Origin of the sequence: Methylobacterium sp. WL69 (assembly GCF_008039485.1) — a bacterium.
Classification (GTDB): Bacteria; Pseudomonadota; Alphaproteobacteria; order Rhizobiales; family Beijerinckiaceae; genus Methylobacterium.
In genome coordinates this window covers 1-19,577 of sequence record NZ_VRUZ01000079.1, presented here as the reverse complement: position 1 = coordinate 19,577, position 19,577 = coordinate 1, and the positions used below count along the sequence as shown (strand labels likewise).

Here is a 19,577-nt window from a genome sequence, read left to right as displayed (position 1 = left end):
TGTCGACGAAGCGCCGCCCCCCGTGCGCATCCCCTCGCCCCGCCTGCGGGGAGAGGGACGCGCCTCCCCCCTGCCGGGGAGCGCGTCGAGGCGGCAGCCGAAGGTGAGGGGGCGATTCCGAGTGAGACTCTTCCGGAATCGCCCCCTCACCGTCGCTGCGGCTCCGCCTTCGCTCGCCGCAGGCACGACGGGGTGCCTGCGGCCCTCTCCCCGCAAGCGGGGAGAGGGGGATGCGCACCTGCGTTCTGCACGAACGGGCGAGGGCCGACCCAAACGCATGCACCCCTCTGCGATCGCCCTGCCTTGCAGGAGAGGGGACCCGCGTTCGATCGGCCCCCTGCGGAGGCCCCGTTCTACTCCGCCGCGTCGACGTAGAGCTTGCCGCCCTCGGCCTGGAACTCGGCGGATTTGGCCGCCATGCCGGCCTCGCGTTCCGCCTGGCTCATGGGGGTGGCCTCGCCGAGCACCTGACCGGCCGCCTCCATGGCGAGCACCTCGGCGCGCAAGTCCTGGGTGATCTTCATGGAGCAGAATTTCGGGCCGCACATGGAGCAGAAATGGGCGACCTTGTGGGCGTCCTTCGGCATGGTTTCGTCGTGGTAGGCCCGCGCCGTGTCGGGATCGAGGGACAGGTTGAACTGGTCCTCCCAGCGGAAGTCGAACCGGGCGCGGGAGAGGGCGTCGTCGCGCAGCTGCGCCGCCGGATGGCCCTTGGCGAGGTCGGCGGCGTGGGCGGCGATCTTGTAGGTGATTACGCCTTCCTTGACGTCGTCGCGGTTGGGCAGGCCGAGATGCTCCTTCGGCGTAACGTAGCAGAGCATGGCGCAGCCGAACCAGCCGATCATGGCGGCGCCGATGCCGGACGTGATGTGGTCGTAGCCCGGGGCGATGTCCGTGGTCAGGGGCCCTAGGGTGTAGAACGGCGCCTCGCCGCACTCCTCGAGCTGCTTTTCCATGTTCACCTTGATCTTGTGCATCGGCACGTGGCCGGGGCCCTCGATCATGGTCTGGCAGCCCTTGTCCCAGGCGATCTTCGTCAGCTCGCCCAGGGTCTCCAGCTCGGCGAACTGGGCGGCGTCGTTGGCGTCGGCGATGGAGCCGGGGCGCAGGCCGTCGCCCAGGGAGAACGAGACGTCGTAGGCCCGCATGATGTCGCAGATCTCGTCGAAGCGCTCGTAGAGGAACGATTCGCGGTGCCCGGCGAGGCACCAGCGCGCCATGATCGAGCCGCCGCGGGAGACGATGCCGGTGACCCGGCGCGCGGTGAGCGGCACGTGGGCGAGGCGCACGCCGGCATGGATGGTGAAGTAGTCGATGCCCTGTTCGGCCTGCTCGATGAGGGTGTCCTTGAAGACTTCCCAGTCGAGCTTCAGGGGATCGCCGCCGACCTTCTCCAGGGCCTGATAGATCGGCACCGTGCCGATGGGCACGGGCGAGTTGCGGATGATCCACGAGCGGATGTTGTGGATGTTGCGGCCGGTGGACAGGTCCATCACCGTGTCGGCGCCCCAGCGGGTCGCCCAGACCAGTTTTTCCACCTCTTCGGCCGCCGACGAGGTCACGGCCGAGTTGCCGATGTTGGCGTTGATCTTGACGAGGAAGTTGCGGCCGATGGCCATCGGCTCGACTTCGGGGTGGTTGATGTTGGCCGGGATGATGGCCCGGCCCCGCGCGATTTCCTCGCGGACGAATTCGGGGGTGATGAAGGCCGGCAGCGCCGCGCCGAAGCTGTTGCCGTCGCTCAGCGCCGCCTGCGCCCCCTCCAGCATGGTCTCGCGGGCGAGGTTTTCGCGGTGGGCGACGTAGATCATCTCCTCGGTGATGATCCCGGCCTTCGCGAACTCGTACTGCGTCACCATCTGGCCGGGGCCGGCCTTGCGGATCTGGCGGGTCGCCGGACACGGCGCCACGAGCTTGTCCTCCGGCACGAAGCCGTTGTCCTCGGGCTTGACGGCGCGGGGCGTCACCGTGGCGTAGCCGCGCTTCGCGATCCACGGATCGCGGATCAGCGGCAGGCCGGCGTTGAGGTCGATGGCCGCATCCGTCTGGGTGTAGGGGCCCGACGGATCGTAGACCCGCACCGGCGCTTCCTTGGGGTCGCTCAGGGTCACTTCGCGAAAGGGCACCCGGATGTCGTCATGCCCGGCCACCGCCGCATAGACCTTGCGCGAGCCCATGATCGGGCCGGTGGTCACCGCCTGGGGCGAGCCCTTGGGAAGGTCCTTCGGCAAAACGGGCTTGTTCATCGGGCGTGCTCCTGGCGTTGGAGGCGACCCGGATTCGTCAGGAACGGCGTCAGGTTGGGGAGACCGCGAGACAGCGCGGCCAAACGATTCCCGTCCCTCCGCCGGTACGAACCGGATCAGGTTCAAGGGTCAGGGCGGCGCGCCCAATCTCAGCCCCCGGTCTCGGAGCCCCCCTCGGAATCGTTCCAGCCTCGTGCGTGGACGCGGGTTTGTCAATCTTTGCATCGGTCCCGCACACGGCCCGATGTCGGGTCCCGGTTCCGAAGGCCGGGGGACCCGACGACGCACCGTCCGGCCAAGCATGGACCTTCGGGCTCCGGGGCGCGTTCGCTTTTCATGAATGGCCTAAGCCATAGGAAACCCGACATGAATCGCATCCTTCTCGCATCGGCCGCCATGGTCGGTGCCCTCATCCTCATTCCCGCCTCCGCCGATGCCCGCGGCGGCGGCGGATTCCGTGGCGGCGGCGGTGGCCACATGGGCGGCTTCGGCGGCGGCGGCCGTGGCTTCGGCGGCGGTGGCGGCGGGTTCCGCGGCGGCATGGCCGGCGGCGGCTTCCGTGGCGGCTTCGGCGGTCAGGGTCTCGGCGGACGCGGCTTCGGCGGCGGCCAGGGTCTCGCGGGTCGCGGCTTCGGCGGCGGACGCGGCCTGACGGCGGCGGGCTTCGGCAACGGGACGGCCTTCGGCGGCAATCGCGGCGGTTACGGCGGGTTCAACCGCGGCGGCTATCGCGGCGGGTTCGCCGGCAACCGCGGCGGCTACGGCTATCGTCGCGGCTACGGCGGGATCGGCCTCGGCGTCGGCCTGGGGCTCGCCGGAGCCGGCATCGGCTACGGCCTCGGCAGCGGCTTCTACGGTGACGATTACTACGGCGGCGGCTACGCGCCGGCCTATTACGGCGGCGGCTACGGTGGCGGCGGCTACGGCGCCGGCTACGGTGCCTACGGCGGCGGCTATGCCCCGGCCGGCTACGTCGAGACCCAGGTCGCCCCCCAGGGCGGCGACGTCGCCTACTGCATCCAGCGCTTCCGGTCCTACGACCAGCGCTCGGGCACCTACCTGGGCAATGACGGCCGCCGCCACGCCTGCCCGCAGTAACACCGCGTCGATCTGAGAAGGGCCCCGGCGTACCGCGCCGGGGCCTTTTTTCGTGTCATACTAGTTCCGATTGATCACTTCGGAGCGAACGGGCGCAACAGGCTCCCTCTCCTGGAAGGAGAGGGTTGGGGTGAGGTGTGCGAACTCTCCGGACAGGTCACACACCTCACCCTGTCCCTCTCCTTCCAGGAGAGGGGACCCGCGCTGCCCTCGAGATGTGTGAATGCCTTAGCCTTCCAGGAGAAGGGACCCGCGTTTCACCGCATCAACGAACTGAAGAGGCGGAAACCGTGTCAGGAGCCCTGGAGGCTCTCGGCGAAGTCGTCGGGCACCTCGCCGAACTGGGCCAGGATGCCGGCGCTCTCGAGCTCGCCGGTCTCGTCGTCGGCGACCACCTTGATGGCGGCGGTGCCGGGGAAGCGCGCCGCCATGGCCTCCGCCTTCTTGAGGGCGCCGCTCTCCGTCGGCGCGACCTCGCGGTCGCCCGGCACGAGGCGTTTGCGCTTGATCACGAAGGTCTGCACCAGGAACGTCGTCTTGAGGGCCATCGCGGTCTCCGCCGGGCGGGATCGCCTCCGGACATGGCTCGCCTTACCACGAAACCCGAAGGGCCCTCACCCGAAGCGCCCTACCAGAGGCGGATCAGGCGGTAGCCGGCGACGACGTCGGCCGGATGGATTCCGACCTCGGCGACGAGGCGCAGGCTGACGCGGAACAGGGTCCGGCTGAAGGCGCCGGAGAACAGGAACAGGGCGGTGAGCACGAGGCCGGCATGGCGGGCGCCCGCATCCCCCACCGCCTGCCACGAACCGGGCAGCCACGGCCGCAGGGCGTTGTAGCCGTCGAGCCCCGGGATCGGCATGAGGTTGAGGACGAGGGCCGTGCCCTGGAACAGGGCCGTGACGGCCAGCACCGCCCGCAGGGCCGTCGAGTCCGCGTCGGCCAGGTGATAGAGGACCACGAGGCCGAAGAGGCACGCGAGGGTCATGGCCGGCCCGGCCAGGGCCACGGCCGTCGGCCAGATCCGGCCGCGCAGGGCCCCGGAATCGAGGCGCACCGCACCGCCCGGAAAGCCGATGCCGCCGAGAATCGTGAAGACCACGGGCAGCACGATCGAGGCCAGCGGATCGCCGTAGCGCAGCGGATCGAGGCTGAGATAGCCGCTCGCCGGCACCCCGGCATCGCCGCCCCACCAGGCGACGCAGGCATGGCCGAACTCGTGCAGGCACAGGCCGAGGACCCAAAACGTCATCACGAACGCGAAGGCCGCCCCCGAGCCCTCGACGAGGCCGCCGCCGATGGCGAAGCCAAGGCCGCACACGAGGAACGCGACGAGGAGGAAGTTGGCGCTGAGGCCCGGGTCCGTCCGGCCGGCGGTCTCCCGCGATGTTGTCCGCTGCATCCCGGTCCCCGCGCCACCGCGGGCCGCCGGCGGCCCACGCCCGGACGGCGCGACGCAACATCGCTGGTGACACGCAGAAGTCCAGCCCCTAGCTCTCCGGCGGAGCCCGACGCGCCGGAACCCCGCCGAGACCGCCCCCTCCGAGACCCGAAGCCCGCCGCCACAAGGTCCGCATGCGCCTGCTGCTGTTCGCCGTCCTCGGTCTCCCCGCCGCCCTCCTGGGCGCCCTCGTGGCGTTCCAGCGCCACCTGATCTACCCCGGCGCCTACTTTTCGCGGCACGCCGAGGGGGAGGCGCGGCCCGCCCCCGGCGGAACGGCGGCGGTGACGCTGACGACGCCGGACGGGGAGCGCCTCCTCGGCTACTGGCGCCCGCCCGCGCCCGGCGGCGGCGTGGTGCTGAGCTTCCACGGCAACGCCTCGGCTCCCGAATCCGCGGCCGTGCGCTTCACCGGGGGGCCCTGGGGACCGGCGGGCTGGGGCGTCCTCGCCATCGCGTATCGCGGCTATCCGGGCTCGACGGGACACCCGAGCGAGGACGGCCTCATCCGGGACGGCCTCGCCGCCCACGACGCCGCCGCGGCCTGGGCGCCGGGGGCGCCGATCCTGCTCCACGGCCATTCCCTCGGGGCGGCCGTGGCGGTGGCGGTGGCGGCGCGCCGGCCCCATCTCGGCCTCTACCTCGAAGCGCCGTTCGATTCCCTGCGTCGCCTCGTCGGCCTGCGCTACCCCCTCGTGCCCCGGCTGTTCCTGCGGGACACCTACCGCTCGGACCGGCGCATCGCCGGGACGACCGGCCCGGTCTTCGTGGTGCACGGCCTGCAGGACGGGGTGATCCCCGTGACGCTGGCGCGGCGCCTCGCCGCCCTCGCCGGCCCCCGCGCCCGCCTGGAGGCCATCGCCGGCGACCACGTGTCGATCCTCGGCGCGCGCGACGGGGCGGCGCAGACGGCGTTCCGGGACGCCCTCGTCCGGCCGGCCGCCGCCCTCGCGGCGCCTTGAGGGGACAGGGATGGGACGACGGGAACGGCGCTGGCGCGCGGACGATCCGGACATCCACGGGCCGGCCGCCCACGCGCCGGTGATCTGCCCCCTGTGCGAGCGCCCGATCCCGCCCCGCGCCAAGTCGAGCCTGCACCACCTCACCCCGAAGCTGAAGGGCGGCGCGAAGGCCGGCACCGTGCGCCTGCACCAGATCTGCCATTCGGCCATCCACGCCCGCTACAGCGAGGCCGAGATCGCCCGGCGCCTCGCCGACACCGACGCCCTGCGCCAGGACCCCGACCTCGCGAGCTTCCTCGCCTGGGTGCGGACGAAGCCCGACGATTTCCACGCGGCCACCCGCATGACCCGCACCCGCAGGGCCGGCCGGCGCGAGCCGTCCTGATCGGTCTTGCGGCGATCCGCTTAACCCGGCCTTCGCCACGATCCGACGCGGCTCGGCGCCTCCCCCGGCCCGGTATCCGCCCCTTTACGACTCCGCCGCCACACTCGCGCCCGGACCAGTGGCGGGAGCACGGGGATCATGGAGCAAGGGGCAGGCGCGGGGCGGCTCGCCTGGGTCGATGTCGCCAAGGGCCTGTGCATCGTCCTCGTGGTGATGATGCATTCCACCCTCGGCACCGGCGAGGCCATGGGCGCGGCGGGGCTCGGGAGCGAGGGCTTCCTCCACCACGTGGTGGCGTTCGCCAAGCCGTTCCGCATCCCCGACTTCTTCCTGCTGTCGGGCCTGTTCCTCGGCCGGGTGATCGACCGCGACTGGCGCCTGTTCGCCGACCGCCGGGTGGTCCACTTCGCCTACTTCTATCTCCTGTGGGTGGTGATCCAGTCGCTCACCAAGTACGGCGCCATCACGGACGGGGCCGGACCGGGCGCCTTCGCGCAGCACCTCGCCCTGGCGCTGGTCGAGCCGTATTCGAGCCTGTGGTTCATCTACCTGCTGGCGGTGTTCTCCGTGGTGACGAAGCTCCTGCGGCGGGTGCCGTGGCCCCTGCTCCTGGGCGGCGCCGCCCTGCTGCAGGTCGTGCCGGTGCGGACGGACATCTACCTCCTGGAGGAGTTCTGCGCCCGCTACGTCTGGTTCGTCGTCGGCTACCTGTTCGCCGAGCGGATCTTTGGGTTCGCCACCCTGGTGCGGGCCCATCCGCGTGCGGCCCTGGCGGGGCTCGCCCTCTGGGCCGTGGTCGAGGGCGTGCTGGCCTTCACGCCGTCCGGCACCGCCGCCTACCCGACCCTCGCCAGCCTGCCGGGCCTCAGCCTCGTCCTCGGCGGCGTCGGGGCCATGGCCATCGTGGCCGGCGCGTCCCTGCTGACCCGGGCCGGCGGCCCGGTGACGGCGGCGCTCCGCGCCTGCGGCAGCCGCTCCATCGCGATCTATCTCGGCTTCTTCCTGCCCATGGCACTCTCCCGGACCGTCATCGTCAAGACCGGGGCGATCACCGATGTCGGCTGGGCCAGCCTCGTCGTCACCCTCGTCGCCATCCTGGCGCCCCTCGGCCTCGAGCGCATGGTCCGGCACACCCGGCTGTCGTTCCTGTTCCGCCGCCCGGCCGCGTTCCACATCGCCGACGCCCGCGCCCCGGCCCGGCCGGTGCTGACCCCGGCCTGACGCGCCGTCTCAGGCCGCGGCCCGGCGGGGGACCGCGAGGAAATCGAGGAAATTCCCGATCTCCCGGCGGCGGTTCGCGTCCTCGGTGATCTGGGCGTCGAGGCGGTGGCGGGCGAGGAGGTCCGGGTGTCCGGCGCGGTCGGCGTGGAGGCGGGCGAGGTCGTCGGCGAAGGCCGCCACCGCCGCCGCGTCGGGGCACTGGCCGTCCGCGATCATCTCCGACGCGCTCATCCGCAGCATGATGCCGAGGGCATCGAGGTCGGTTTCGGGATGGTACTGGGTGCCCCAGAACACGCCCGGCCCGTGCACGATCTCGATGGCCTGGATCGAGCAGGCGTTGCTGGCGAGCAGGGTGGCGTGGGCGGGCAGCCGCAGCACCGCGTCGCCGTGGATGGCCGGGGCATCGAAGCGGTCGGGCCGGCCGGCGAGGAGCGGGTGGCCGTGCCCGCTTCGGGTCGGCGCGAGAGCGCGGGCGAAGCCGTACTCGCCCCCCTTCGGATTGGGGCCGGCTGCGCCGCCCGTGGCGACGGCCGCGACCTGCATGCCCCAGCACGACCCGAACACCGACAGGCCGGCGGCGAGCGCCGCGCGCATGAGGGCGATCTGCCGGGTCGTCTCGGGCGTGCCGTCGGCGAGCTTCAGGGTCGAGCCCGTGACGACGAGGCCCGCATAGGCGGAGAGGTCCATGCCCGCGGGCAGGACGGCGTCGGCATCGGCCGGGCTGATCAGGGTACAGGTGCAGGCCGCCCCGCCCCGCGTCCGGGCGACCTCTCCGAGAATCGCGGCGTAGGATTCGGCCGAAGTCGAGCCCGTGGCTTCGGCATGACGGGCACGGCCGTCGCGGTCGTTGCCGTCGGCGACGAGGAGATGGAGCATCACGGGTCCTGGCGGAAAGGACACGGGGAACGGCGCCGCGGTCCGGCCGTTCCGGCCGGCGGGCCGGGCGCGTCGCCGCACGCGCCATGGGGGCGGGACAGGGGCCCGCCATTCCGGCAGCGCTAAGGAACCCTTAAACCCGCCGTATTTACCGTGCGGAACCGGGCTCTCCCACGGGCGGGATGGTTCGGGACTGAAGCGGGGCGCATGGCGAGGGGACGCGGACGCGACGGGCGGGGTGAGCCGAACTTCGACGTGCCCGAGGGGCGCGCGTCGGACCCGGCCGACCTCGACCTGCGCCTGTCGCGGACCGATCGCGCAGGGGGCGGCGTGGCACGACGGGCAACCGAGACCAAGGGCCGGCGCGGGGACGCACCGGAACGGCCCCTCGCACCGGCCAAGGCGCGGCCGCGAAAGGCCCGGCGGCGCTCGCTGCTGGGGCGCTTCGTCTATGCGGGCGTGGTGCTCGGCCTGTGGGCCTGCATCGGCATCGCCGGGCTCGTGGCCTATCACGCCTCGCAGCTGCCCCCCATCGACCAGCTGGCGGTGCCGAAACGCCCGCCCAACATCGCGATCCTGGCGAGCGACGGCTCCCTGCTGGCCAATCGCGGCGAGACCGGCGGCCGCGTCGTCGGCATCAAGGAATTGCCGCCCTACCTGCCCCGCGCCTTCGTCGCCATCGAGGACCGGCGCTTCTATTCGCATTTCGGCGTCGATCCCGTCGGCATCGCCCGCGCCATCGGCCAGAACCTGACCCGGCGCGGCGTCGCCCAGGGCGGCTCGACCCTGACGCAGCAGCTCGCCAAGAACCTGTTCCTGACGCCCGAGCGCTCCGCCTCGCGAAAGATCCAGGAGGCGATCCTGGCCCTGTGGCTGGAACACAAGTACACCAAGGACGAAATCCTCGAACTCTACCTGAACCGGGTCTATTTCGGCGCCGGCGCCTACGGCGTCGAGGCGGCGGCGCAGCGCTATTTCGGCAAGCCCGCCAAGGGCGTGACGCTCGCCGAGGCGGCCATGCTCGGCGGCCTGGTCCAGGCGCCGTCGCGGCTGGCGCCGAACCGCAACCTGCCCGCGGCCCAGGCCCGGGCCGCCCAGGTGCTCGCCGCCATGGAGGATCTCGGGTTCGCGAAACCCGCGGACGTGAAGGTGGCCCTGGCCCAGCCCGCCCGGCCGGCGGGCGCCCGCGGCGGCGGCTCGGCCAACTACGTCGCCGACCTCGTCATGGACGTCCTCGACGACTTCCTGCCGAAATTCGAAGCCGACATCGTGATTGCCACCACCGTCGACACCGCCCTGCAGGCGGCCGGCGAGAAGGCCTTGGTCGACGAGCTCAACCAGAAGGGCGCGAAGTACAATGTCGGCCAGGGCGCCCTGGTGTCGATGCGGCCGGACGGGGCGATCCGGGCCCTCGTCGGCGGGCGCGACTACGCCCAGAGCCAGTTCAACCGCGCCACCACGGCGAAACGCCAGCCCGGCTCGGCCTTCAAGCCGTTCGTCTACCTCGCGGCGGTGGAGCACGGCCTGACCCCCGACACCGTGCGGGAGGATGCGCCCGTCAGCATCAAGGGCTGGAACCCGGAGAACTATTCGCGGGATTATCGCGGGCCCGTGACCCTGCGGGATGCCCTCGCCCTCTCCCTCAACACCGTGGCGGTCCGCCTCGGCCAGGAGGTCGGCCCCAAGACCGTGGTGCAGACGGCCCAGCGCCTCGGCATTTCCTCGCCGCTCCAGGCCAACGGCTCCATCGCGCTCGGCACCTCCGAGGTGACGCCCCTGGAGCTGGTGGGCGCCTACGCCACCTTCGCCAACGGCGGCACCGGGGTGATTCCCTACGTCATCGCCAGCGTGAAGGCGGCCGACGGCAAGGTTCTGTACAAGCGGAAGGACGGCGGCCTCGGCCGGGTCATCGAGCCGAACGCCCTGTCGATGATGAACGCCATGATGCACGAGACCTTCGTGACCGGCACGGCGAAAAAAGCCGAGGTGCCGGGCTGGGACCTCGCCGGCAAGACCGGCACCAGCCAGGACTTTCGCGATGCCTGGTTCATCGGCTTCTCCTCCACCCTGGTGACGGGCGTCTGGCTCGGCAACGACGACGGCGAATCGACCAAGAAGGTCTCGGGCGGCAACCTGCCGGGCGAGGTCTGGAAGGCCTACATGACCACCGCCCTGAGGGGTCAGAGCCCGACGATGCTGCCGGGCGCCAAGACCTGGCGCAACCGCGCCCCGGCCGAGGCCCCGGCCACCACGGGCGCCACCGGCGGCGGCCTCATCGGCGCCCTGCTCGGCGAGCCCCAGCCGCAACCGGCCCCGCGCGTCGCCACCGCCAACCCGCGCCGCGCCGGCCCGAGCCAGGACGACCGGAATTTCCTCGAGAAGCTGTTCGGCGTCGGCGAGTAGCCGGACCGGATCGCGCAGGTACAACGCTGCGGCGGCGGACGGGCCGTTGGCGCGGCGCGTCCGCGCGCACGCGTCCCGGTAATGATTTTTTAAGGGGGCGGGGGCGAACTTCGCCCCATGGAAGAGTTATTCGCCCTCTCCAAGGCCCTCGCGAAGGACGGCATGGCGCGCTTCCGGGACGCCCGGGAGGGTGGGGTCGTCCTCGTCTTCGCCCTCGCGCTGCTCCCGATGCTGGTGCTCGGCGGCATCGTCATCGACTACGGCACCAACGCCAACGTCGGCCAGCAGGCGCAGAACGCCGTCGACGCCACGGTGCTGTCCCTGGCCAAGCTGCCGACGGCCACCACGGATGCCGTCCTGTCCGACAAGGCGACGAAGCAGGTCACGGCCGCCATGGCGCAGAGCCAGGCGGCGGCGCTGACCGTCGCCACGGTGCGCTCCGGCGACACCATCCGGGTCACGGTGACGGGGACGACGCCGACCTCGCTGACCCGGCTCGCCGGCTTCACCAGCCTACCGCTGTCCGTCTCCGGGGTCTCCCGGCGCGGGTCCGGCAACCTCGAGATCGCCCTCGTCCTCGACAACACCGGCTCCATGCGCGGCACCAAGCTGGCGAACCTCAAGACCGCGGCCACGGACCTCGTCAACAGCCTGTTCACGGAGGTCGACCCGGCCAAGCCGAACGCCCTCAGGATGGCGGTCGTCCCGTTCTCGATGACCGTCAACGTCGGCCCCGGCAACGCGGCGGCGAGCTGGATCGACAAGGACGGGCTCGCCTCCTACCACTCCCAGATCTTCGCCTCGAAGGCGAACCGCCTCGCCCTGTTCGGCAAGGCCGGCGTTGCCTGGGGCGGATGCGTCGAGGGGCGTCCGATGCCCTACGACGTCGCCGAGACGGCGGCCACGCAGGCCACGCCCGACTCGCTGTTCGTGCCGTACTTCGCGCCGGACGAGTCGGATTACGACTCGGGCGCCGTCAACAATTACCTCAACGACTACCCGTTCCTCGGCGGCGTCCTCGTCTTCGACAACCGGGTGCGGCAGGGCCAGGTCGCCAAGTACGGTACCGCCTGGAGGGTGTCGAAGACGGACCGCTACAACGGCGACGGCTACCTCTACGGCCCCAATGCCGGCTGCGAACTCCAGCCGATCACGCCCCTGACGAATTCCAAGGCGACGCTGACGAGCGCCGTGAACGCCATGACGGTGAGCGGCGACACCAACATTCCCCTCGGCCTCGTCTGGGGCTGGCACGCCCTGTCGCCGATCGGTCCCCTGGTGCGGGGCGCCGCCTACACCGACGCCACCGTGCGCAAGTTCGTGGTGCTGATGACCGACGGCCAGAACAGGATCTCGAACACGTCCCAGATCACACCCTCGAGCAACGCCTCGTTCTATTCGGGCACGAGCTACATCTGGGCCAACCGCGTCGGCACGGTGTCGTCGAACCTGGACACGCGGACGGCCGCCCTCGACGGGCGCCTCGCGACGCTGTGCGGCAACATGAAGAGCGCCGGCATCCAGATCTTCACCGTGCGGGTCGAGGTCACCGACGGGAGCAGCGACCTGCTCCGGTCCTGCGCGACCAGCCCGTCGATGTTCTTCGACATCTCGGATTCGTCCGATCTCACCACGGCCTTCCGGGCCATCGGTGCGCAGATCAGCGAACTCCGGATCTCCCGGTAAGGCGGCGCCCACGATGCCGGCAGGCCCCGTCGCCACCCTCCGTCGCCACCACGCCGCCTTCGTCCGCGCCCGGAACGGCACGACGGCCGTCGAGTTCGCCCTGGTGCTCCTGCCGTTCCTGATGCTGCTCGGCGCGGTCTTCGAGGCCAGCCTCCTGACCCTGGCGCAGCAGACCCTCAGCAACGGCCTCGACCGGGCCGGGCGCGCGGTCTTCACCGGCGCCTTCCAGGAGGGCTACGACGGCACCGACGCCGCCACGCGGTTCCGAACCGCCCTGTGCAACGGGCCGACCCTGTTCAACTGCGCCGACGTGAAGGTCGAGGTCACCACGGCCAAGACCTTCGCGACGATCGCGGTCTCCGATCCCTACGACGCGGGCGCCAGGGCCCTGTCGGCGAGCTTCGGCGCGCGCTTCCAGTGCCCGGCGGGCAACGACGTGGTCAGCATCCGCGCCGCCGTGGTGGTGCCCCGGTTCTTCACCATCCTCGATCTTTCGCCCCGCAAGATCGGGGCGAGCCAGCAACTCATCGTCGCGACGTCGGTGTTCCGCGCCGAACCCTACGCCACGGGGCGATGCTGATGCGGCCGATGCGGCTTTTCGCGGCCGGCGAGGACGGCATCGCGGCCCTCGAATTCGCCCTCCTGGCGCCGGTCCTGCTCCTGATCCTGATGGGGACCATCGAGCTCCCGCGGGCCTACGGCACCAGCCAGGGCCTGCTCCGCTCGGTCCGCACCATGGCGGACCTGATCTCGCGCGGCAGCGTCTCCACCGTGGACGACGTCTACGCGGCCGGGGCGGCGGTGACCTTCCCGTACAACACGACGGGCGCCGGCATCGTGCTGACGGCGGTCGGGGTCTATCAGCAGGGCAACACCCTGGTGGCTAAGGTCTGCTCCAGCGTGGCGCGCAACGCCACCGCGCGGACCGTCGGGAGCGTCATCGGCGCACCGCCCGAATCCGAGCAGGTGACGGGCGCGCGCTACGTCATGGCCGAGACGAGCTTCACCTACACGCCGATCTTCAACATCTTTCCCGCGCTCAACGGCCTCACCTTCGCGCGGCAGGTGGCGTGGCCCCTGCGCGGGACCGGGAGCGCGGGCGCGGCGGAGACGATCCTGCCCGGCGGCAGATCCTGTCCCGCGGCTTGAGACCGGACCGCGATGTCGGGTCGGCTCCATGGTCCAGGACGCCGCCCGCTCACCAGTACAGCTGGAACCGCCCGATGAAGGTGTCCGCGTCGACGGTGCGCCCGCCGGCCAGGGCGGAGGGGCTCGCATGCGAGCGGACGTAGTCGGCCACGAACCGGATGTTGCGGTCGGGATACCAGTTCAGCCCCACCGTCACGTCGCGCTCGATGCCGCCGCGCAAGGACCCGTCGTCGAGGTCGAGGGCGCTGAAGCGGGTGGCGAATTCGAACACGCCGAGGCCGCCGCGGGTCACCCGGGCGGCCTCCGGCACGACGATGCCGGCGAACACCGCGTAGGTGGCGCCGTAATCGGGCGCGAGCTTGTAGGCGCGGCCCTGGCCGTTGAGGACGAGGCTCGCCTGGATGTAGCCGCCCTGGAAGCTGAGGGGACCGGCGCCGGAGCGCTCGACCCGGGTGCGGATGTACTCGGCCTGCACGAGGAACGGCCCGGTCCGGTAGGCCGCCTCCAGGCCGAGGCGGGCGATGGTCGTGGCGTCGCGGATGTCGCCGGTGTCGACGAAGGTCTGCCGGAACAGGAACGCCTCGGAGCGGCTCGACAGGGACAGGGGCGCCGCGTCGCGCGGCAGGTCGCGCAGGCTTCCCGCGAGGCCGAGATGCAGGACAGCTTCGTCCGTGCGGATCGGCGCGGTGGTGACCCGCGCCGTGGCGGCGACCCCTTCGCGGGTGAGGCCGGTGTTGGCGTTGCCGCCGAACACGCTCGCCGCCACGGTCCAGTTCGTTCCGTGGTGCCCGAGGGCGAGGCCGAAGTTGCGGGCCGGCGCGAAGGCGTCGGCGAGGGACCGCTCGGTGAATAGGGTGGCGTTGTCGCTGATGAGCTGATCGAGGCTGAACGGCTCCTTCATGTTGCCGAGGGTGATCAGCGTGTTCGCGAACCCCGTATAGGCGACGGCGGCGTCGTTGATCGGCCGCCGGGGTTCCGCGAAATCGTACTGGAACGCCACCTCCAGCACCTTGCCGTAGCTGAGATAGCTCTCGATCCACGAGCGCCGCACGGCGATGTTCTCGGGGAACGGCTCGGGCAGGCCGGCCTGGCGCAGGGACGCGGCGCCGTAATCGAGCTGGAGCTTGCCGCCGATGCGCAGCTTCGGCCCGTCCTCCGGGAAGGTCAGGGTGATGCCCTTCCCGTCGATGGTCAGGGTCTCGCCGCCCGGCTGGCGGGACGGCTCCGTCGCCCCGGCCCGGGCGAGGCCGACGAGCAGGAACGAGATCGACAGGCCGATCCGGGTGATCATCGCCGCGGAATTCCTTCGGATGCGCGGGGAGCGCTTTAGCCTGCGCGCCCGCGCGGCGCGGCGTCCGGCGTGCCACAGCCGCCCGAAAAACCGCCGGATCGCGCGCGACGGGCGCGTCACAGCATCGGCAGGTGGCGCGGGCGCGGGCCGCGCGGGAACGCGGCGTCGAGGGCCGCGATCTCGCCGGCCGCGAGGACGAGGTCGCCGGCGGCCGCGTTGGCGGCGGCGCGCTCCGGCGACCCGGTCTTCGGGATGGCGAAGACGCCGTCGTGCCGGGTCAGGAAGGCGAGGGCCACAGCGTAGGGGGTCGTCGCGTGCGCCCCGGCGATGCCGGCGAGCACACGGCCGCCGCGGCTTTCGGCCTTCGGAAAATCGCCGCTGCCGAAGGGCGAATATGCGACCAGGGCGACGCCGTTGCGCCGGCACCACGGCTCGACGGCGTGCTCGATGGCGCGCTCGCCGAGGTGATACAGCACCTGATTGCACGCGATGGCGCCCGGGCCGGCGATGCTGAGCGCCGCGTCGAGGCCGTCCACGTCGAAGTTGCTCAGGCCCCAGGACAGGATCTTGCCCGACGCCTTCAGGGCCTCGAACCCCGCGAGGGTCTCCTCCAGGGGATGGGAGCCCGGCCAGTGCAGGAGGTAGCCGTCGAGGCGGTCCGTGCCGAGGCGCTTCAGGGAGCGCTCGCAGGCCGCGATGGTGCCGGCGCGCGAGGCGTTCGACGGCAGCACCTTGGAGACGAGGAACACGCCTTCGCGCCGTCCCGCGATGGCCTCGGCCACGAGGGGCTCGGCCGCGCCGTACATCTCGGCGGTGTCGAGATGGGTCATGCCGGCGTCGAGGCCGGCCCGCAGGGCGGCGAGCGCCCGGGTCCGATCGTCGTCGTCGAGGCGCCAGGTCCCCTGCCCCAGCACCGGCACGTCCCGTCCCGTGGCCCCGAATGTGCGTTGCCTCATGGTCCCGCCCCTTCCGTCGTTTACCCCCTTCCCAACGCGTCCGGACGGCATTCGACGCGGCGCGGGCGCCGCGGCCATACTGGCGCCATCATGCGACGGTGTGCAGGGAGCCTAAGGTTCCGCTTCCACAGCGCCGCCCGCGCGGCGCCGGCACCATCGCGAGGGATGTCCCGTGGGCAGCGCCGCTCCGTTCCCGTCCCGCGCCCGTTCCCCATCGTTCCTGACGGGTTCCAACCCTCGAAGCTCTCGTTGTGGGCACGGGTCCCCTCTCCTGGAAGGAGAGGGACAGGGTGAGGTGTGTGGATTCTCCGGAGAGGTCTCACACCTCACCCCAACCCTCTCCTTCCAGGAGAGGGAGCCCGTCGCGCTCCACGCCGGCGCTGCGGTTTCTCGGGCCATTCCCGCTGCCGGACCATGTCGCGCCGATGGCCCGACGCGGGTTTTGGCGCCATCGTTCTCAGACCGGGACCACGCCTGATGCTGCCGCAGCACCGCTGGTTCTGGGTCCTTATCCTCGTCGCCTGCGGCGGGGCCGGCCTTCTCTACAACGTCCTGTTCGCCGGGGGCGCGACGCCGCTCGCCGGACTCGCCTACGGCCTGTCCGTGGGCCTCACCACCCTGGCCTTCGACCGGGGGCTGATCCTCGGCGGCCTCCAGGCGCGGATGCGGCGGATGCCGGCGAAGTTCTACGTGCCCGCGGCCGAACTCACCTACGTCCTCATGATCGCCGCCGGCATCGCGCTCGGCGGCCTCGTGGTCTGGGCGCTGGGCCTCACCGACGACACCCTGTCCAACGCCGTGAAGATCACCCCGCGGGTGCTGGCCTATTCGCTGGCCGTCTCGGCGCTCCTCGTCTTCGTGATCCGCATGCGCGACCTCATCGGCGGCGAGGTGTTCGTGAACTTCCTCGTCGGGCGCTACCACCGCCCGGTGCGGGAAGAACGGATCTTCCTGTTCCTCGACGTCGTCGGCTCGACGGCCTTCGCCGAGACCCACGGCGACCTCAAGGCCCAGGCCTATCTCGGCGCGGTCTTCGCCGCCATGGCCGAGCCCGTGCGCCGGAACCGCGGCTCCACGGACGATTACATCGGCGACATGGCGATGATCACCTGGCCCATGGCCCGCGGCCTCAAGGACGCGCGCTGCGTCGCCTGCGTGTTCGACGTCATGGACCGGATCGAATCCGAGGCCGACGCGTGGCGGGCGCGGTTCGGCACGGTGCCGCGCCTGCGGGCCGCGCTCCATGGCGGCTCGGTGGTGACGGCGGAGGTCGGCGTCGACCGCCACAAGATCGCGTATTTCGGCGATGCCGTGAACGTGACCTCGCGCATCGAATCCCTGTGCCGGCCCCTGGGCACCGAGATCCTCGTCTCGGACGACCTCCTGGCGCGCTTGGCCCACCTGCCGGCCGGCATCACCGCCCGCTCCCTCGGGGCGCACGCCCTGCGCGGGCGCGGCCAACCGCTGAGCGTCTCGACCCTGGAGCGCGCCGCGACGGTGCCCCGTGCGGAGCCCGACGCCCTGCCCCGCCGGACGGTGGCGGCGCGATGAGCGAGACCCCCATCGTCGTCTACGTCGATGCCGATGCCTGCCCGGTCAAGGACGAGACCTACCGGGTGGCGGCGCGCCACGGCCTCACCGTGGTCGTGGTCGCCAACAGCTTCCTGCAGGTCCCGCGCGAGCCCTGGATCGAGCGCGTGGTGGTGAGCGACAAGTTCGACGCCGCCGACGACTGGATCGCCGAGCGGGCGCGGCCGGGCACCATCGTGATCACCGCCGACGTGCCGCTGGCGGCGCGCTGCGTGAAGGCCGGCGCCGAGGTGATCGCGCCGACGGGAAAGCCGTTCAGCGAGAACTCCGTCGGGATGGCGCTCGCCACCCGCAACCTGATGCAGGATCTCCGCGAGGCCGGCGCCATCACGGGCGGCCCGAAGCCGTTCTCGGCCCGCGACCGCTCGGCCTATCTCGGCGCCCTCGACCGCATCGTGATGCGGCTGAAGCGCGGCGGGTTCGGCTGAAGCCTCGGCCCGAAAGGTGGCCGCCGGCTTATCGGAAGAAGCCCATGCGAGAACCCGGCTCAGAGGCCGACGGCAGCCTTCAGGGCGGCGTTGACGCGGTCCTGCCAGCCGGGGCCGTCCTTCTGGAAATGCTCCAGCACGGCGCGGTCGAGGCGCAGGGTCACCATCTCGCGGGCGCCCGGAATGGCGGACGCGGAGGCGGCGTGCGGCGCCGGAGCGATGGGGCGCGCCGGGGCGGCCTGCGCCGCCTCGGGGGCCTTGGTGGTGGCGGCCTTGAAAGCGGCCTCGGCCGCCTGACGGGGGTCGCTCGGGCGGCGGGAGCGCTCGAATGCCATGGATCTGTCCTCCGGCCCCGGTCTCAGGAAGACCGCTTGCGCTTCGGCGGGGCGGCGGCGGCGGCCGCGGCCTTGGCCTCCGCGTCGGCGGCCTCCTTGGCGAGGCGCAGGGCCCGCAGCTTCACCGTGCGCTCATCGACGGCTTTGACGGAGGCGATGTGCTCGGCCATGGCCTCGGCACCTTCCTTGGCCATCCGCTCGGCCCGCTCGGCACGCTCCTCGGATCGGGTCCGGGCGTCGGTCTCGTCGCTCATTGCATTCCTATCCTCGACCCCTCCTGGGGATCGCGTGCGACCGCATGGGCGGGCTGCGGCGAGGCGAACTCGCGCGGCTCGGCGACCCGTGAGGTCACGACGCGCGCCGGATGGACCGCGCGTGAGCGGCGGCCGGGCGGCGGGAAGGGCTAGTCCACACACCTTCGCGCGGATCGGCTTCAGGCGGGATGGGTCCGGTCTAGCATGGCGGGGCCGGAAAAGGCCAACCGTTCCGGTGCTTATCCGCACTTAACCGCACGCCGGATCGCGAAGGCGGGGCACGAACCCCGCCGTCGCGATCCGCGCCCCGGTTCAGAACAGCGAGATCAGGACGATTCCCGCGATCATGAGGGCGGCGCCCCCGAGGCGCGACGGGCCGGCCTTGACCTGCTTCATGCCGACCCAGCCGAAATGGTCGAGGGCCACCGAGGTCAGGAGGTTGGCGGTGATGAGCAGGCCGTTGAAGGCGCCGGCCCCGACGGTGTCGACGAAGAGCAGGCCGCCGAACACCGCAACCGCCCCGGTGATGCCGGCAAGCGGCATCCACCAGCGCACGCCTTCCACGTCCTGCCTCGTCGGCAGCGGCGTCGGGCGCAGGAGGAAGACGAGGACGAAGACGAACACGACGGGCAGGAACGAGACGGTGGCGGCGAGCCACGGGTTCACCAGGGCGCCGCGCAGTCCGGCGTTCCAGACCACGCCCACGGCCTGCAGGATGCCCGCGACGACGATGAACGGGTAGAGCAGCTTCGGGTTGAGGCCGTGTCCCGAGTCCTTCGCGCCATCCTTGTCCGCCGTGGTGCGGGCGATGAAGACGACGCCCACCGCCATCAGCAGGCCGCCGAGCCACGGCATCACCTTGAACCCGCTCCCCGGCAGCCCGAACAGGCCGAACGCGTCCATGGCGAGGGAGGCGAGGATGTTGGCGGTGAGGGTCAGGCCGTTGAACGGACCGGCCCCGACCTTGTCGATGAAGGCGAGGCCGCCGAACACCGCCACCGCGCCGGCGACGCCGCCGAGCGGCGCGTACCAGGGCATCTTGCTCAGGGTCTCCAGGGTCGGCAGCGGCGTCGGCATCACGAGGAACAGGGTGGCGAACACGAACACGATGGGCAGGAACGACACCGAGGCGGCGAGCCACGGATTCACCAGCCGGCCGCGCAGCTGCGCGTTCATGGAATTGCCCAGGGCCTGGAGGGCGCCGGCGACGAGGATGAAGGGATAGAGCAGGGCGGGGTTCACGGGCGGCCTTGGCG

Annotated in this window: 19 protein-coding genes and 1 riboswitch; of the genes, 10 read left to right on the top strand and 9 right to left on the bottom strand. The window is 71.7% G+C overall.

What is annotated here, in order from left to right; translation table 11 throughout:
- Positions 1 to 353 precede the first annotated feature (353 nt).
- Positions 354 to 2,246 (bottom strand): phosphomethylpyrimidine synthase ThiC, encoded by a 1,893-nt coding sequence (gene thiC / locus FV218_RS17615; RefSeq protein WP_056088484.1) that lies wholly within the window; start codon positions 2,244 to 2,246, stop codon positions 354 to 356.
- A 76-nt stretch (positions 2,247 to 2,322) separates the two neighbouring features.
- Positions 2,323 to 2,431: riboswitch (TPP riboswitch) on the bottom strand.
- A gap of 181 nt (positions 2,432 to 2,612) precedes the next feature.
- Between thiC and FV218_RS17610 the strand changes: the two genes are divergently transcribed.
- A complete protein-coding gene (locus FV218_RS17610) occupies positions 2,613 to 3,344 on the top strand; it encodes a BA14K family protein (RefSeq protein ID WP_147710925.1) in 732 nt (243 codons plus the stop codon).
- Between the two features lie 293 nt (positions 3,345 to 3,637).
- Here FV218_RS17610 and FV218_RS17605 read toward each other — a convergent pair whose 3' ends face one another.
- Together FV218_RS17605 and FV218_RS17600 are read right to left on the bottom strand one after the other, a co-directional pair.
- Positions 3,638 to 3,892 carry a hypothetical protein gene (locus tag FV218_RS17605; RefSeq protein WP_056088490.1) on the bottom strand — a complete coding sequence of 85 codons (255 nt, stop codon included), beginning with the start codon at positions 3,890 to 3,892 and terminating at the stop codon, positions 3,638 to 3,640.
- Between the two features lie 80 nt (positions 3,893 to 3,972).
- On the bottom strand, positions 3,973 to 4,746 hold the full coding sequence (locus FV218_RS17600) for a site-2 protease family protein (RefSeq protein WP_147710924.1): 774 nt from the start codon (positions 4,744 to 4,746) through the stop codon (positions 3,973 to 3,975).
- 173 nt (positions 4,747 to 4,919) lie between these two features.
- Here FV218_RS17600 and FV218_RS17595 point away from each other — a divergent pair, with 173 nt between their 5' ends.
- From FV218_RS17595 to FV218_RS17585, 3 genes are all read left to right on the top strand, one after another.
- Complete coding sequence (locus FV218_RS17595) at positions 4,920 to 5,747, top strand: alpha/beta hydrolase (protein WP_147710923.1); 828 nt, start codon at positions 4,920 to 4,922, stop codon at positions 5,745 to 5,747.
- Between the two features lie 10 nt (positions 5,748 to 5,757).
- Complete coding sequence (locus tag FV218_RS17590) at positions 5,758 to 6,132, top strand: hypothetical protein (protein ID WP_056088497.1); 375 nt, start codon at positions 5,758 to 5,760, stop codon at positions 6,130 to 6,132.
- A 138-nt stretch (positions 6,133 to 6,270) separates the two neighbouring features.
- Positions 6,271 to 7,353: an acyltransferase family protein gene (locus FV218_RS17585; RefSeq protein ID WP_147710922.1), complete on the top strand. Its 1,083-nt coding sequence runs from the start codon at positions 6,271 to 6,273 to the stop codon at positions 7,351 to 7,353.
- 9 nt (positions 7,354 to 7,362) lie between these two features.
- Here the strand turns inward: FV218_RS17585 and FV218_RS17580 are convergent, their stop codons facing one another.
- The gene (locus tag FV218_RS17580) at positions 7,363 to 8,229 is read right to left on the bottom strand and encodes a gamma-glutamyl-gamma-aminobutyrate hydrolase family protein (protein WP_147710921.1); all 867 of its coding nucleotides are present in this window, start codon (positions 8,227 to 8,229) and stop codon (positions 7,363 to 7,365) included.
- A gap of 207 nt (positions 8,230 to 8,436) precedes the next feature.
- On the opposite strand from FV218_RS17580, the gene FV218_RS17575 reads away from it, so the two are divergent.
- The 4 genes from FV218_RS17575 (at position 8,437) to FV218_RS17560 (ending at position 13,467) form a co-directional block, all read left to right on the top strand.
- Complete coding sequence (locus tag FV218_RS17575; protein WP_147710920.1) at positions 8,437 to 10,632, top strand: transglycosylase domain-containing protein; 2,196 nt, start codon at positions 8,437 to 8,439, stop codon at positions 10,630 to 10,632.
- Positions 10,633 to 10,749: 117 nt separating this feature from the next.
- Positions 10,750 to 12,318, top strand: a complete 1,569-nt coding sequence (locus FV218_RS17570) for a TadE/TadG family type IV pilus assembly protein (RefSeq protein WP_147710919.1) — start codon at positions 10,750 to 10,752, stop codon at positions 12,316 to 12,318.
- A gap of 13 nt (positions 12,319 to 12,331) precedes the next feature.
- Complete coding sequence (locus FV218_RS17565; protein WP_056088512.1) at positions 12,332 to 12,898, top strand: TadE/TadG family type IV pilus assembly protein; 567 nt, start codon at positions 12,332 to 12,334, stop codon at positions 12,896 to 12,898.
- A gap of 8 nt (positions 12,899 to 12,906) precedes the next feature.
- Entirely contained in the window at positions 12,907 to 13,467 is a 561-nt protein-coding gene (locus FV218_RS17560; protein WP_244474898.1) for a TadE/TadG family type IV pilus assembly protein, read from the top strand.
- Positions 13,468 to 13,516: 49 nt separating this feature from the next.
- On the opposite strand, the gene FV218_RS17555 is transcribed toward FV218_RS17560, so the two are convergent.
- Together FV218_RS17555 and FV218_RS17550 are read right to left on the bottom strand one after the other, a co-directional pair.
- Positions 13,517 to 14,758 (bottom strand): porin, encoded by a 1,242-nt coding sequence (locus FV218_RS17555; RefSeq protein WP_147710917.1) that lies wholly within the window; start codon positions 14,756 to 14,758, stop codon positions 13,517 to 13,519.
- Between the two features lie 116 nt (positions 14,759 to 14,874).
- A complete protein-coding gene (locus FV218_RS17550) occupies positions 14,875 to 15,714 on the bottom strand; it encodes an aldo/keto reductase (RefSeq protein ID WP_147710916.1) in 840 nt (279 codons plus the stop codon).
- Between the two features lie 477 nt (positions 15,715 to 16,191).
- Between FV218_RS17550 and FV218_RS17545 the strand changes: the two genes are divergently transcribed.
- Both FV218_RS17545 and FV218_RS17540 read left to right on the top strand, forming a co-directional pair.
- The gene (locus FV218_RS17545) at positions 16,192 to 17,265 is read left to right on the top strand and encodes an adenylate/guanylate cyclase domain-containing protein (RefSeq protein ID WP_147710915.1); all 1,074 of its coding nucleotides are present in this window, start codon (positions 16,192 to 16,194) and stop codon (positions 17,263 to 17,265) included.
- Positions 17,262 to 17,732, top strand: a complete 471-nt coding sequence (locus tag FV218_RS17540) for a YaiI/YqxD family protein (protein ID WP_147710914.1) — start codon at positions 17,262 to 17,264, stop codon at positions 17,730 to 17,732. Before FV218_RS17545 ends, FV218_RS17540 begins: the two co-directional genes overlap by 4 nt.
- Positions 17,733 to 17,791: 59 nt before the next feature.
- Here the strand turns inward: FV218_RS17540 and FV218_RS17535 are convergent, their stop codons facing one another.
- The 3 genes from FV218_RS17535 to FV218_RS17525 all read right to left on the bottom strand — a co-directional run bounded on the left by FV218_RS17535 (position 17,792) and on the right by FV218_RS17525 (position 19,563).
- Positions 17,792 to 18,067 carry a BrnA antitoxin family protein gene (locus tag FV218_RS17535; protein WP_056088522.1) on the bottom strand — a complete coding sequence of 92 codons (276 nt, stop codon included), beginning with the start codon at positions 18,065 to 18,067 and terminating at the stop codon, positions 17,792 to 17,794.
- Positions 18,068 to 18,090: 23 nt separating this feature from the next.
- Positions 18,091 to 18,321 carry a hypothetical protein gene (locus FV218_RS17530; protein WP_056088527.1) on the bottom strand — a complete coding sequence of 77 codons (231 nt, stop codon included), beginning with the start codon at positions 18,319 to 18,321 and terminating at the stop codon, positions 18,091 to 18,093.
- A gap of 312 nt (positions 18,322 to 18,633) precedes the next feature.
- Positions 18,634 to 19,563 carry a DMT family transporter gene (locus tag FV218_RS17525; RefSeq protein WP_147710913.1) on the bottom strand — a complete coding sequence of 310 codons (930 nt, stop codon included), beginning with the start codon at positions 19,561 to 19,563 and terminating at the stop codon, positions 18,634 to 18,636.
- Between the last annotated feature and the right edge of the window lie 14 nt (positions 19,564 to 19,577).

Excerpts from the sequence above, each read along its gene's own strand:
- FV218_RS17575 (WP_147710920.1), top strand. The coding sequence starts at position 8,437 with ATGGCGAGGGGACGCGGACGCGACGGGCGGGGTGAGCCGAACTTCGAC.
- FV218_RS17545 (WP_147710915.1), top strand. The coding sequence starts at position 16,192 with ATGCTGCCGCAGCACCGCTGGTTCTGGGTCCTTATCCTCGTCGCCTGC.
- FV218_RS17610 (WP_147710925.1), top strand. The coding sequence starts at position 2,613 with ATGAATCGCATCCTTCTCGCATCGGCCGCCATGGTCGGTGCCCTCATC.
- FV218_RS17560 (WP_244474898.1), top strand. The coding sequence starts at position 12,907 with ATGCGGCTTTTCGCGGCCGGCGAGGACGGCATCGCGGCCCTCGAATTC.
- FV218_RS17590 (WP_056088497.1), top strand. The coding sequence starts at position 5,758 with ATGGGACGACGGGAACGGCGCTGGCGCGCGGACGATCCGGACATCCAC.
- FV218_RS17550 (WP_147710916.1), bottom strand. The coding sequence starts at position 15,714 with ATGAGGCAACGCACATTCGGGGCCACGGGACGGGACGTGCCGGTGCTG.
- thiC (WP_056088484.1), bottom strand. The coding sequence starts at position 2,246 with ATGAACAAGCCCGTTTTGCCGAAGGACCTTCCCAAGGGCTCGCCCCAG.
- FV218_RS17600 (WP_147710924.1), bottom strand. The coding sequence starts at position 4,746 with ATGCAGCGGACAACATCGCGGGAGACCGCCGGCCGGACGGACCCGGGC.
- FV218_RS17565 (WP_056088512.1), top strand. The coding sequence starts at position 12,332 with ATGCCGGCAGGCCCCGTCGCCACCCTCCGTCGCCACCACGCCGCCTTC.
- FV218_RS17555 (WP_147710917.1), bottom strand. The coding sequence starts at position 14,758 with ATGATCACCCGGATCGGCCTGTCGATCTCGTTCCTGCTCGTCGGCCTC.
- FV218_RS17595 (WP_147710923.1), top strand. The coding sequence starts at position 4,920 with ATGCGCCTGCTGCTGTTCGCCGTCCTCGGTCTCCCCGCCGCCCTCCTG.
- FV218_RS17570 (WP_147710919.1), top strand. The coding sequence starts at position 10,750 with ATGGAAGAGTTATTCGCCCTCTCCAAGGCCCTCGCGAAGGACGGCATG.
- FV218_RS17530 (WP_056088527.1), bottom strand. The coding sequence starts at position 18,321 with ATGAGCGACGAGACCGACGCCCGGACCCGATCCGAGGAGCGTGCCGAG.
- FV218_RS17535 (WP_056088522.1), bottom strand. The coding sequence starts at position 18,067 with ATGGCATTCGAGCGCTCCCGCCGCCCGAGCGACCCCCGTCAGGCGGCC.
- FV218_RS17540 (WP_147710914.1), top strand. The coding sequence starts at position 17,262 with ATGAGCGAGACCCCCATCGTCGTCTACGTCGATGCCGATGCCTGCCCG.
- FV218_RS17580 (WP_147710921.1), bottom strand. The coding sequence starts at position 8,229 with ATGCTCCATCTCCTCGTCGCCGACGGCAACGACCGCGACGGCCGTGCC.
- FV218_RS17585 (WP_147710922.1), top strand. The coding sequence starts at position 6,271 with ATGGAGCAAGGGGCAGGCGCGGGGCGGCTCGCCTGGGTCGATGTCGCC.
- FV218_RS17605 (WP_056088490.1), bottom strand. The coding sequence starts at position 3,892 with ATGGCCCTCAAGACGACGTTCCTGGTGCAGACCTTCGTGATCAAGCGC.